Genomic DNA, 11,827 nt, shown 5'->3' with positions numbered 1-11,827 from the left:
TGTGGAATTTAATTTTGATAGTGCCAAACCCCTCTATCAACAAGTGGCGGATCAATTAGAAGAAGCCATTTTCACCAATGGGTTTCCAGAAGATTCGCAAGTGCCATCAACCACAGAAATTTCGCGGCAGTTTCACATTAATCCCGCCACAGTTTTGAAGGGTATGAACATTTTGGTGGCTAAAGAATTGATTGAAAAAAGAAGAGGAATTGGTATGTTTGTGAAAGTCGGGGCAGTCAGTAAAATTGCCCATCAACGCAAAGAAAGTTTTTATAACGACTATATTTTAAATTTAGTAACAGAAGCACAAAAGCTCGGTTTGGATGAGGACAAGCTGACGCAATTAATCAAACGGGGGTATGATGATGAAACCACTGAAAGTTAGTCATGTTTCGCGCAAATATGGCCGTCACGAAGTGTTAGCAGATATTTCGTTTAGCTTAGAACCAAATAAAATTTACGGTCTGCTCGGCCGCAACGGCGCTGGGAAGAGTACGTTGCTCAACATCATGACCAATCGCGTGTTTGCGAGCGGCGGCGATGTCCAAATCGGTGACGAATCTATTTTTGATAATGATGAATTACTATCACAGATGTTTTTGATGAGTGAAATTGATATGTATAATGAACGGTTTAAAGTCGAAAAAATCTTTAAACAAACTGAACTATGCTACGGCAGTTTTGACTGGCCACGTGCCCATCGCTTAGCCCAAGAGTTTAGTGTCGATCTTGATGATAAATTCGGCGGATTATCCACGGGGTACCATTCGATTGTCAAATTGATTATCGCGTTATGTGTCCCAGTTAACTTTGTCTTTTTAGATGAACCAGTGCTTGGCCTAGATGCCAACCATCGTGAGTTATTCTATCAAGAATTACTACAAGCATACGAAGATCGTCCACGGACCATCTTGATTTCGACTCATTTGATCGAAGAAATTGCGCAGATTATTGAACACGTCTTGATTTTAGATGACGGTCAGATCAGTTTAGACGCTGATACCGAAGAAATGACAGAACGTTCATACGCTGTGACCGGACCACAAAAAGAAGTTGACGCTTACACCAGTGGACTAAACGTGATTGGCAAAGAATCGCTCGGTGGCATTCAAACCAACTATGTTTATGGTGAATTGGATGATGACCGTGTGATTCCAGATACGGTCAAAATTCAACATGTCGATTTACAAAAACTATTTGTCTATTTAACCAGAAAGGAGAATCAACATGATGTCTTGGCATAAAAGCGATCGCTTAGCGATGGTTAACTTTAAAAATTCTGTGATTCGCCTCTTTTGGGCGATGGTGTGGCTGGCAGTTATTACAATTGTCGTGCCATTCGTGGCGACCTTGGTGATTGAACAGCGAGTGGCATTGAATTTGAATATTTCTTGGAGCCTGGTGCTCGCAGTGGCGGTCTTTTATTTGATGGTCGATGCCTTGTCTTTGAATTATGAAAACTTTAAGTGGACGATTCAAAACGGGATCGCGCGTCGCACTGCTTGGTTAGGGCGGTTGAAAGGTTTGAGCCTGCTATCGTTTGTTATTTTGATTTTTGATGTCGGACTGCGCATGTCGACAGGCAATCATTTTCTATATGATGGTTTGTCACAACAGCCGGTACACACACCAATCCAATGGATTACTGCCATTTTTATTGAGTATTTATTTTTACAAATTATGATGGTGACGAGTTTAGCAGTTGGTTATTTTCTGGCTTTGCTCTCGAAACGCGGCAAGTGGATTGTCATTATTGGTGCGCCAATCTTAGGTGGCGTAATCATTGTTTATATTGCCCATCTATTGATTCACGCTTCTATTGACTGGGCGTCAGTGGGGACGATTGTTAAAGCTGTGATTGGCTATTCTGAAAAAACTGATAGCTTCAACCCTGTTAATATCGTGATTATTATGCTCATTGATTTCTTTATTTTCTTGGGTATTTCATATATCTTTAGTCAAAAAATTAAATTAAGACGCGATTAGGATATTCTAATCTGATTTTTAAAAAGCAGCTAGGTAATTTTTTACCGCGCTGCTTTTGTGATTTTTATTACAAAAGATTGGCTTTTAACGTGCGTAGACGCGCTTTGGTGTGCTATGATGACAGTATAATCTGCATCAGAAAAGAGGCCTAGATTTTGAATCAATTAACACAAACACGCGACAGCTTAACTAGCTTAAGAAAAAAGATCAATGATGGTCAAATCTATCAGTCCCTGGGCTCACAAATTGGTGCAATCATGGACAATTTGAAGAAAAATCGCCTGACCAAAGTTTTCTTGCCCGGTGAAGATGAAGAAGCCCTCGACTTAATTCGCGATTTGCGTCAACGCTATTATGACGGCAAACTCACGTCCGTGACCGATTCAGATTTAATGATGCTCCTGGGCCACATCGGCTCACCAGATCCGGAAGTCCGCGATCGGGGCGTTTATTTTCTGGTCAATGAATTACTCGAATCACAAATTTTTTCAAAACGACAATTAAAATTAGCTTTTAACTTTTTATCATCCAACGAAGTGATGTTTGATCATATTAATGAACCACAAAATAACGCGATTTATCAACGTTCATTTGCGGTCTTATTAATGTCGACTCTGTTATATGGGGACTCCGCCGGTTATTTCTTTATGGATGAAGAAATGCTGGATACGACCATCGATCAAATGGCATTGTATATCACCTTAGAAACAGATACGCGCGGTTTCATCAAGAAAAATGGATGGGGCCATGCGTATACGCATATCGGGAACGTGTTAGACGAATTGGCTCGGCGTGAAGATATGTCACGGGCCGACAAACTCTTTTTAATGACGGTCTTAATTGAACGCTATAAGCGCTTAGAATCACCATTAATTTTTAGCGAACCACAACGCATTGCTACTTATTTATCACACATCACCAATAAAAATCCGCTTTATTCGGATTACTTTTTGTTGCAGCTAAAATCATGGCGCGCCGAATTGATGAGTCAAAATCAGCCGGAATCGGAAGCTCAATGGGATTGTTTAATGAACCATACCCGCTTGATGCAGGCGATTTTACTACGCGGTGATTTTAATGATGACATCTTAAAATACATTGCCAGTGGCCAACAATTTTTAAATTAATTCTTAAATAATGGCGATACCGTTGTGAAATAGTACCATCCAGGCCAATTCTGTGCTAAGCTTAAGATTCTATAAAACACGGAAGAATAGGTGAGATAATATGCAACGACAAAATAAACTTCATGTCGCTCTTTTATTTGGTGGAAACTCTTCAGAACACGACGTTTCCAAACGCTCCGCACACAATATTTATGACGCAATGGACAAAGACAAATATCAAGTGAGTTTGTTTATGTTCACCAAGGACGGCATCTTACTCGGCAACAAAGCCTCAAAACGAATTTTTGATGGCGAACCAGAAGATGAAGTAGTGGCTAGTGAATATCCCAAGATTGATTTTAGCAATCCATTAGCACCATTATTAGCTTTAGAAGAAGTCAAAGACGTTGATATCTTTTACCCGGTCATTCACGGTAATTTAGGTGAAGATGGAACAGTTCAAGGCTTGTTCAAGCTGTTGAGAAAACCATATATCGGCTCAGGCGTGCTTGGGTCTGCTTTGTCATTTGATAAGGATATGACCAAGCGCATTTTGAATCAAGCTAATATTCGTAATACGAAATATATTCTGGTCACCCCAGAAAATAAGGATCAATATCCATGGTCTAAAATTCAAGCTGAACTTGGGGATGCGGTGTTTATCAAACCAGCTAACCAAGGCTCATCGGTGGGGATCCACAAGGCAACCAACGCAACTGAATATGACGAAGGGCTAGCCGATGCGCTAACCTATGACTTCAAGATTTTGATTGAAGCGTCTGTTGAAAAACCACAAGAAATTGAAATTTCAATTTTAGGAAACGAAAAACCCGTGGCTTCTCGTTTAGGTGCAGTGCGCGTTCCTGATTCAGATACGTTCTACGACTACAACAACAAATTCGTTGACGCCAGTGGTGTGGTTTTTGAATTACCAGTGATCTTACCAGATGATTTGACCAACGAAATTACGCAAATGGCGCTTGATGCTTATGTGGCATTAGGCTTGAAAGGCTTATGCCGGATCGACTTTTTGGTGGATCAAAACGGTGTGCCATATCTGAGTGAACCAAATACCTTACCAGGCTTTACCAACATTAGTTTATATCCACAAATGTGGGAAGTCTCAGGCATCAGTTATCCAGATTTAATTGATCAAATTATTGATTACGGCATGGCCGAATTTGATCGTAATTCACAGATTAAATACGATTTCCAAGAATTAGGGACTGAACATGTGGGCCAAAAGAAGTACAATGCAGATTAACTAAGCAATAAACGGCAGGTGCCTAACGGTCACATTGCCGTTTTTTTATTGGCAAAATTGGGGTAGATGTAAGAATGAAGAATGGGACACTAACCGCCACAATTTGGCTGGTTATCTTAACCTTAAATTTATTATTAATGCGTGGACAGTTTAGCACGGAGGCTAACTGGGCCGTGATTATTGGTGCGCTGCTGGTGTTAGCCGGCGTGCTCTATGGTCAGTTACCCCAAAAATCACCACGACGATTGATCATATTATTGAGCTGGTTGGTCGTTACGTTGATTTTCAGTGTGCCAGTGGGCTCACTGGGCGTGACAAGCTGGCTGGTGAGCCAGGTGACGATTAGCGATTCGATATTGCGGACGCTTTATATACATCGACTAGAGATTGTTGGGGCTAGCGTGGTTATTTATCTCCTAGTTATTGCCGTGTGGTGGCACTTTCGATTGGCGATGCGCCGATTATTGGGTTTGCCACAAACAGTCCAAAACAGCCAATGGCGTCAGTGGGGTATGATTGCAATCTTTGCTGTACTAAATGGCTTCCTATTACATTTTGACCGCATTTTGAGCGATCGCATCATGGGTGGTTTGTTATTGATTACCACAAGTTTTTTGATTAGCTGGATTATTAGTCAAATTTTAGTCAGCTATTTAAACTTGCATCATCATTTTTCCAGCTCCACGGTTTTATTACTGGTGGTCGGATTAGCAGTGAGTGTTGGCTTTGTCGCCCTTTTACCAGAACAACCACAGACGACAACACCAGAACTTATTTCTCATCGCGGTGTGGATGGCCATAATGGGGTCCAAAATACCGTGGCCAGTTTGCGGCAAACAGCCCCTCATCATCCACAAGCCATTGAAATGGATGTGCAAGAAACTAAAGATCATCAATTTGTGGCGATGCATGATCCAAATTTAAAAGCCTTAGCAAAACATCCACAGACCATCCAAGAATTAACGGCCGGGCAGTTGACGAAGATGACTTTGACTGAACATGGTCATGAGGCCAAGTTGAGTGGGTTTGGTGACTATGTGCACGCTGCTAAGCAACATAGTATTCCATTAATGGTCGAAATTAAGCCACAACGGCTGAAAGCGACAGGGGTTGCCGAACGATTTAATGAACAATTCGGCACCCAACTGATAAAGAGTCATTACCGGGTCCACAGTATTGATGGGACAATTATTAATCGATTACATGCGGTTAACCCGCAATTGCAGGTCGGTTTAATTCGGCCGTTTTCAATTAGTCGCGTGGCGAACCGGCAAGCTAGTTTTTATTCACTCGATTACCGCACCATTAATCCGTACCTCGTTCGACAAGCGCACGCCCAGGGACAAAAGGTCTATGCGTGGACGGTTAATTCACCACAAACTGCACTTCGCATGCAACAAATCGGTGTTGATGGTATTATTACAGATGATATTTCGATGATTCGACCAGTTTTCAAACAGGCCGCACCAACAATTACCCAACAAGTCAAAACACTGTTGTGGCAGTTAATCTAATTCATGAAAGGGTCACTAATGAAGATTTTAGGAGCTAAAATTAAGCAAGCACGCAAACAAAAAGGCCTGTCGCAAAGTCAGTTAGCCCAAGGTATTTGCACGCAAGCCACCGTTAGTTTAATTGAAAAAAATAATCAGTTGCCAAGTATGCCGATCCTCACGCGAATTTGTGACCGCTTGGACATTACGCTGACTGATGTGATTGATGATGATAATCAAACACTAACGGCAATTTTTAATCAATTAGATCGGTTGTTTAGCGCAGGTGACTTTGAAAAAGCGCGCACCGTATTAAATAATATCGGGATCAAGCAACTGCAAGATGACTATGATAAGAAACGCTATTACTATTATTTGGGGATGCTGGCCGAATTATTTGAAAACGACGTTGATGATGCGATCTTTAATTTTGAATTAGTTGCCCATCAATTTGACAATGATCTCCCAGATATTTATGCAGCACTGGCCTTAGCGCATCTCGCTGAATTGTATCAACAAAAAAATGATGATCACCAGGCAGTAGCTTTTGTGAATCAAGCACTGAATTATCTCGGTCGGTTACCAGATGAGACGGGCCAGCATTTTGAACAACACGTCCAAATTGCGCAACGGTGTTTAACGGTGTTGATTGCCAATGAAAAATGGGAAAGTGCCCGGCGCTTGGTTGATGAGGCCCTTGCATTAATTCAAGGGCAGCACAGCACTTACCAGTTGGGACAGATGTATTGCCAAAGTGTCGCAATTTATTTAGCAGCGGGTCAGATTGAACTAGCAACCCGGCAATTATATCTAGCTTATAGCTTGGCATTGATGCAAGATGATCAACAATTATTAGACGAAACACTGCCAAAAATGAGTCAATTAGGACTCCAAAGATTCTAAAAAAAGCGATCTGGAAGTTTTCCAGATCGCTTTTCGTATGATGTTTATTTTTTCTTCTTCAATGGAATTGGCTTGTTATCAAGGTCAGTACGGACAACCAAGACGTCACAAATTGCCATACGGGTAACATATTCTGTTACAGAACCAATCAATAGACGTTCAACAGCGTTCAAACCAGTAGCCCCGATCATAATCAGATCAGCATGCATATCGTTTGGCACGTCGCGAGCGATAATTGTCTTTGGTGCACCGTATTCAATGGTGTAGTTCACATTTTTCAAGCCTTGTTCTTTGGCTTGATCAACGTATTTATCTAATGTTTTCTTCGCAGTTTCTGTAACTTGTTCAACCATTGAGGTATCGAAACTGGAAATGTTTTGAAAAGCGCGGGTATCGACAACGTGTACTAAGCGTAGCTCTGTTTCTTCACCATTTCGTTTAGCAACGGCAACGGCTTTTTCAAAAGCTAATTCGGCTTCTTTAGAACCATCAACTGGCACTAAGATGTGTTGGTATTGTTGTAACATATTGATTCCCCCTTACTATCTTTATAACTTTATTTTACGTTATTTCGCGACAAAACACAAAGAAAGCAGAATAAATTAATTTAATTTAATAAATGTCATCAATGTGATCGCTAGTAAGGTGCCTGATAAACAGCCAATCACGATGCAACTAACGATAAAAATGGTCGATGACATAAAGGCACTGATCAGGCTGGCAATCCCAACGAGTAACATTTCAACACCCCAAAAGGTGACTGCTTTAGACAGTGATGGTGAGGTCTGGGGTTGAAACATTAAAAAGGGTTTTTGTCGGTGGGTGAATAAGAAGCCGCCGATAAAAAGCGCAATTGCAGCAAATAAAACGACTAAAATAGTGAGTAACATGTAAATCCTCCAAAAGGTATGATGAGCTTTCATTATACGATAAAAAAAGAGATTGTACATGGCTAAAGCCACATACAACCCCGTTACTTTTCTATTAAAGAAACTCAACTGGTGCCGTTAATCGTTCTTCAGTGTTGACCTGTATTTATAGACAGGTGGGACATGACGTTAGGCTTGCTAACTACCAAAAGATAAGGCTTGTTATCCACCTAAACAATACTTAGCCCCAATGTAGTAAGACTGTAAGGCAAAACTGTTAGTATGAACAATGCGTACACCTAAGAATTTCTTACAATTATGGTAGCACGAAATTGTCAATCCTGCAATTGTTTTAACTATTTGATTTATCAGGATTGGAAGCGTTATCACGTTGAGCGCGTTCCAGTTGTTCATACTGCTTGGCCAGTGCTTGCTCAAAACGGCCATTTTCCTTGGGTTGGTAGTACTCGGCGTTTTTGATATTATCAGGCAAATATTGCTGAGCGACCCAGTCATTAGGGAAATTATGAGGATACTTGTACTCGGTACCATGACCAAGTTTTTCAGCACCGGCGTAGTGCGCATCTTTCAGGTGAGCTGGCACATCGCCAAAGCCACCTTTGCGCACATCGGCAATTGCGCGGTCAATGGCCATCATACCCGAATTAGACTTCGGTGACAGACATAGTTCAATCACGGCGTCGGCCAGTGGAATGCGCGCTTCGGGGAACCCGAGTTTTTCTGCCGCAAAGACGGCATCGGTTACCCGGGCCGCAGCCGGTAAGTTGGCCATGCCGATATCCTCATAGGCAATTACCATTAGGCGCCGTGTGATGATGGGCATGTCGCCAGATTCTACTAGGCGCGCCAGATAATGCAGGGCCGCATTGACGTCACTACCACGAATCGATTTTTGAAAGGCAGAAATAACGTCATAATGGGCGTCACCATCTTTATCTGCAGACAATGCTTTATGTTGAATACTTTCTTCAATGATCGGCAACGTCAGTTCAATTTTACCGTTTTTAGAAGGTGGGGTAGATTTGGCAGCTAATTCAAGCCCGTTTAAGGCGCTACGTAAATCGCCATTAGTAGCCCGCACGAGTTGTAAGAGGGCATTGTCTTTCAAATCAATTGACATGTCGCCGAGACCTTTTTCTTTATCAGTCAGGGCTCGGTTGACAGCCACTTTCATATCATCTTCAGTCAGTGGTTTGACTTCAAAGATTTGCGTCCGACTGCGAATGGCTGGGTTAATTGAAATATATGGATTTTCAGTAGTGGCACCGATTAAAATGATGCGGCCACTTTCCAAATGGGGTAATAAAAAGTCTTGTTTCGTTTTATCGAGCCGATGAATTTCATCGAGTAGCAAAATGACGGTACCACTCATCTTGGCTTCTTCGGCGACGATTTGTAAATCTTTTTTGGAATCGGTGGCGGCATTCAGCATGCGAAAAGCATACTTGGTTGAACCGGCAATCGCACTAGCGATACTCGTTTTACCAGTGCCAGGGGGGCCATATAAAATCATCGATGACAGCATCTTGGCTGACACCATGCGATTTATAATTTTGCCAGGCCCAACCAGGTGCTGTTGACCGACAACTTCATCTAGCGTGGTCGGACGCATTCTATAAGCTAAGGGTTGTTGCATGATAATCTCCAATCGTGACGAAATTACTTAAACAATTTTTGCCAAAAGGATTTTTTGGGTGTGGTTGTTGTATCGGCAATCGGTGCCGGATACTTTTTAGCGACATCAACTGGTGAAACGTGAATGGCCGTTTTAGCCGTGACCACGACACCAAAATTATCATCAGAAACACGATATTTGGGATCCGTTTTAAGTGTGAAATTAACACCCTGCGTGGTGGCAAGATGCATATACGGTTTAATCAACGAACTTCCAATATTGCCATTAAAAATCGCAATGTAATTGGGGTTAGTGGTAATTTCTTGTTTAAAGGCCGCTTGCCAGTCTTGGCTTTTGAGCTGACCCACCGTGATGGTTAAACTAACTCGTTCACGAAAAGTCCCTAGGTATTTACGTTGTTCATCTGGATTGACTTCAGGGGTGCCATACATGGCACTTTGCATGTGTTGATCCATTTGATTTTGCTCTTCAGACATAGTTAGTTTCCTTTCAATGTAGTACTAAATATTATACCATGAATATAATCTGATGATAAAAGAAGGGCTTTAATGTTTACTCAAAGTGATTTTGATATTTTTAAAGACCAGACGTTGACCGGTCGAATGGCCAAAATTCGTGCTGAACTGAATCCTAAGTTTGTAGCCGTTGATGGATTGTTGCAGCTGGTATTTGAGCAACACGACCTAACCGTTTATCCCCACATTGCCAAACACGCTCGGCGGAGTGTCAATCCACCGGTGAATACATGGATTGCGTTTGGACCGAATAAGCGCGGGTATAAAAAAGATCCCCATTTTGAAATTGGCTTTTGGGATGATCGGTTCTTTATTTGGTTGTCGTTGCTGGAACAAAGTAAAGCTTTGCCGCAGTTGGTGCAACCATTGATGACATCTCAGCCGTTGGTGGCCCAGTTACCGGCTGAATATGTGTTGTCACCTAATCACACTGACAAACGAGTGGTGACTAATACTGCCGATCACCGGCAACAATTAGTGGAAAACTACCAAACAAAACGCACCAGCGAATTTTTGATTGGGCGTGTGTGGCTAGCAGGAGACAGTTTCTTTAGTGATGATCAACAAAATGATGTGATTCAACAAACAGTGATTGACCTGTTACCCATTTATCAAAAGTGGAATCAATTGCAATAAAAAAAGCTGACCGCAGTCAGCTTTTTTAGTTTCGAAATTAGATTAATTGGTTGTAGTATTCAACGATTAATGATTCGTCAATGTCTGCATCCATGTCTTCACGTTCTGGAATACGAGTTAACTTACCTTCAAGCTTGTCAGCATCGAATTCAACGTATGAAGGACGACCAACAACTGCTTCAACAGCAGCTTGGATAATCACAAGGTTCTTTGATTTTTCGCGAACACTGATGACTTGTCCTACTGTAACTTCGTATGAAGGAATATCAACGCGCTTGCCATCAACGGTGATGTGACCGTGGTTAACAAGTTGACGTGCTTGACGACGAGTCGTTGCTAAACCTAAACGGTAAACAACGTTGTCAAGACGACGTTCGAGTAAAGCCATAAAGTTAGCACCGTGGGTACCATCTTTAATCTTGCCGGCACGAACGAACAAGTTAGCAAATTGACGTTCTGTCATACCATACATCATACGTAGCTTTTGCTTTTCACGTAATTGTGTACCGTATTCTGAGAGTTTGCTACGACGGTCACGACCATGATCACCAGGGGCGTAAGGGCGACGAGCTAATTCTTTACCAGTTCCTGAAAGTGAAACGCCAAGACGACGTGAAATGCGCCAGCTTGGTCCTGTATAACGAGACATATGAAAGTCCTCCAATAAAATAGTTTTGGAGTAAAATAATCCGATGTGAGCTCGGTATTCGTGCAGATCGGTCTGCAACGTTCACCTACGCAGCCGCGGTTACTTGTTGAACCATTCAGGCATCAATCTGTTGACGAGCTTACCACTCACTGCTGCATTATTTTACACAACCGCTAGTATATCGCGATTAGGGTCTACAAGTCAATATGTTGTTTCAAAATATCAACAAAGCCTTGAAATTCTTGTTCATGACTTTCATCAAAGCGATTTAATGAAGTAGAATCAATATCAAGGACACCGTAAGGTTGATTTTTATCATTGTAAATTGGAACGACAATTTCAGCATTTGAATCACTGTCACAAGCAATGTGACCAGGAAATTCATGGACGTTATCCACGCGGGTAACTTTGTTTGCTTTTAAAGCCGTGCCACAAACACCTTCACCATTTTTGATATGCATGCAGGCGACTTTTCCTTGAAATGGACCAAGGTCTAATTGATCGGTTTCATCATTATATAGGTAAAAGCCGGCCCAGTTAATATCATCAACGCTTTGCATCAATAAGGCGGAGGCGTTAGATAGGTTTGCCACGCGATTTGGTTCTTCAAAAAGTAGGGCGTCAAGTTGCTGATTGAGTAGTGAGGTGTCTGCCATGTGAAAAATCTCCTTTGAATTGGTTAAGACTTAATTAAATCTGGTGTTGACCAATATTTACTATGTTATAATTTTAAATAAGATTGATTTTAA

General features: G+C 41.7%; 14 protein-coding genes. 8 read left to right on the top strand and 6 right to left on the bottom strand.

Annotated features, from left to right (window positions below):
• Position 1: 1 nt before the first annotated feature.
• The 7 genes from ACYVQZ_RS05370 to ACYVQZ_RS05340 all read left to right on the top strand — a co-directional run bounded on the left by ACYVQZ_RS05370 (position 2) and on the right by ACYVQZ_RS05340 (position 6,752).
• Complete coding sequence (locus ACYVQZ_RS05370) at positions 2–385, top strand: GntR family transcriptional regulator (protein ID WP_461240380.1); 384 nt, start codon at positions 2–4, stop codon at positions 383–385.
• Positions 366–1,244, top strand: coding sequence for an ATP-binding cassette domain-containing protein (locus tag ACYVQZ_RS05365; protein WP_461240379.1), 879 nt, complete (start codon positions 366–368; stop codon positions 1,242–1,244). Before ACYVQZ_RS05370 ends, ACYVQZ_RS05365 begins: the two co-directional genes overlap by 20 nt.
• Positions 1,228–1,986 (top strand): hypothetical protein, encoded by a 759-nt coding sequence (locus ACYVQZ_RS05360; protein WP_461240378.1) that lies wholly within the window; start codon positions 1,228–1,230, stop codon positions 1,984–1,986. Before ACYVQZ_RS05365 ends, ACYVQZ_RS05360 begins: the two co-directional genes overlap by 17 nt.
• Positions 1,987–2,141: 155 nt before the next feature.
• The gene (locus ACYVQZ_RS05355) at positions 2,142–3,113 is read left to right on the top strand and encodes a DUF2785 domain-containing protein (RefSeq protein ID WP_461240377.1); all 972 of its coding nucleotides are present in this window, start codon (positions 2,142–2,144) and stop codon (positions 3,111–3,113) included.
• A gap of 100 nt (positions 3,114–3,213) precedes the next feature.
• Entirely contained in the window at positions 3,214–4,356 is a 1,143-nt protein-coding gene (locus ACYVQZ_RS05350; protein WP_461240376.1) for a D-alanine--D-alanine ligase family protein, read from the top strand.
• Positions 4,357–4,430: 74 nt separating this feature from the next.
• Positions 4,431–5,870 carry a glycerophosphodiester phosphodiesterase gene (locus ACYVQZ_RS05345; RefSeq protein ID WP_461240375.1) on the top strand — a complete coding sequence of 480 codons (1,440 nt, stop codon included), beginning with the start codon at positions 4,431–4,433 and terminating at the stop codon, positions 5,868–5,870.
• A gap of 18 nt (positions 5,871–5,888) precedes the next feature.
• Positions 5,889–6,752 carry a helix-turn-helix domain-containing protein gene (locus tag ACYVQZ_RS05340; protein WP_461240374.1) on the top strand — a complete coding sequence of 288 codons (864 nt, stop codon included), beginning with the start codon at positions 5,889–5,891 and terminating at the stop codon, positions 6,750–6,752.
• Positions 6,753–6,796: 44 nt separating this feature from the next.
• Here ACYVQZ_RS05340 and ACYVQZ_RS05335 read toward each other — a convergent pair whose 3' ends face one another.
• From ACYVQZ_RS05335 to ACYVQZ_RS05320, 4 genes are all read right to left on the bottom strand, one after another.
• Positions 6,797–7,279, bottom strand: coding sequence for a universal stress protein (locus ACYVQZ_RS05335; RefSeq protein ID WP_461240373.1), 483 nt, complete (start codon positions 7,277–7,279; stop codon positions 6,797–6,799).
• 75 nt (positions 7,280–7,354) lie between these two features.
• Entirely contained in the window at positions 7,355–7,642 is a 288-nt protein-coding gene (locus ACYVQZ_RS05330) for a hypothetical protein (protein ID WP_461240372.1), read from the bottom strand.
• 331 nt (positions 7,643–7,973) lie between these two features.
• Positions 7,974–9,278: a replication-associated recombination protein A gene (locus ACYVQZ_RS05325; RefSeq protein WP_461240371.1), complete on the bottom strand. Its 1,305-nt coding sequence runs from the start codon at positions 9,276–9,278 to the stop codon at positions 7,974–7,976.
• Between the two features lie 23 nt (positions 9,279–9,301).
• Entirely contained in the window at positions 9,302–9,754 is a 453-nt protein-coding gene (locus ACYVQZ_RS05320; protein WP_461240370.1) for a YueI family protein, read from the bottom strand.
• A 72-nt stretch (positions 9,755–9,826) separates the two neighbouring features.
• Between ACYVQZ_RS05320 and ACYVQZ_RS05315 the strand changes: the two genes are divergently transcribed.
• A complete protein-coding gene (locus tag ACYVQZ_RS05315) occupies positions 9,827–10,429 on the top strand; it encodes a DUF1054 family protein (RefSeq protein WP_461240369.1) in 603 nt (200 codons plus the stop codon).
• Between the two features lie 37 nt (positions 10,430–10,466).
• Here ACYVQZ_RS05315 and rpsD read toward each other — a convergent pair whose 3' ends face one another.
• Together rpsD and ACYVQZ_RS05305 are read right to left on the bottom strand one after the other, a co-directional pair.
• Positions 10,467–11,078, bottom strand: coding sequence for a 30S ribosomal protein S4 (rpsD, locus tag ACYVQZ_RS05310; RefSeq protein WP_461240368.1), 612 nt, complete (start codon positions 11,076–11,078; stop codon positions 10,467–10,469).
• Between the two features lie 194 nt (positions 11,079–11,272).
• On the bottom strand, positions 11,273–11,734 hold the full coding sequence (locus tag ACYVQZ_RS05305; protein WP_461240367.1) for a GAF domain-containing protein: 462 nt from the start codon (positions 11,732–11,734) through the stop codon (positions 11,273–11,275).
• Positions 11,735–11,827: the final 93 nt, after the last annotated feature.

It is taken from the genome of Paucilactobacillus salsurae, from assembly GCF_054784995.1.
This window is presented reverse-complemented; position numbering and strand designations above follow the sequence as displayed.

Bases quoted from the DNA above. Each gene is read 5' to 3' on its own strand.
- ACYVQZ_RS05365 (WP_461240379.1), top strand. From the start codon at position 366: ATGAAACCACTGAAAGTTAGTCATGTTTCGCGCAAATATGGCCGTCAC.
- ACYVQZ_RS05360 (WP_461240378.1), top strand. From the start codon at position 1,228: ATGATGTCTTGGCATAAAAGCGATCGCTTAGCGATGGTTAACTTTAAA.
- ACYVQZ_RS05350 (WP_461240376.1), top strand. From the start codon at position 3,214: ATGCAACGACAAAATAAACTTCATGTCGCTCTTTTATTTGGTGGAAAC.
- ACYVQZ_RS05345 (WP_461240375.1), top strand. From the start codon at position 4,431: ATGAAGAATGGGACACTAACCGCCACAATTTGGCTGGTTATCTTAACC.
- ACYVQZ_RS05340 (WP_461240374.1), top strand. From the start codon at position 5,889: ATGAAGATTTTAGGAGCTAAAATTAAGCAAGCACGCAAACAAAAAGGC.
- ACYVQZ_RS05335 (WP_461240373.1), bottom strand. From the start codon at position 7,279: ATGTTACAACAATACCAACACATCTTAGTGCCAGTTGATGGTTCTAAA.
- ACYVQZ_RS05330 (WP_461240372.1), bottom strand. From the start codon at position 7,642: ATGTTACTCACTATTTTAGTCGTTTTATTTGCTGCAATTGCGCTTTTT.
- ACYVQZ_RS05325 (WP_461240371.1), bottom strand. From the start codon at position 9,278: ATGCAACAACCCTTAGCTTATAGAATGCGTCCGACCACGCTAGATGAA.
- ACYVQZ_RS05320 (WP_461240370.1), bottom strand. From the start codon at position 9,754: ATGTCTGAAGAGCAAAATCAAATGGATCAACACATGCAAAGTGCCATG.
- ACYVQZ_RS05315 (WP_461240369.1), top strand. From the start codon at position 9,827: ATGTTTACTCAAAGTGATTTTGATATTTTTAAAGACCAGACGTTGACC.
- rpsD (WP_461240368.1), bottom strand. From the start codon at position 11,078: ATGTCTCGTTATACAGGACCAAGCTGGCGCATTTCACGTCGTCTTGGC.
- ACYVQZ_RS05305 (WP_461240367.1), bottom strand. From the start codon at position 11,734: ATGGCAGACACCTCACTACTCAATCAGCAACTTGACGCCCTACTTTTT.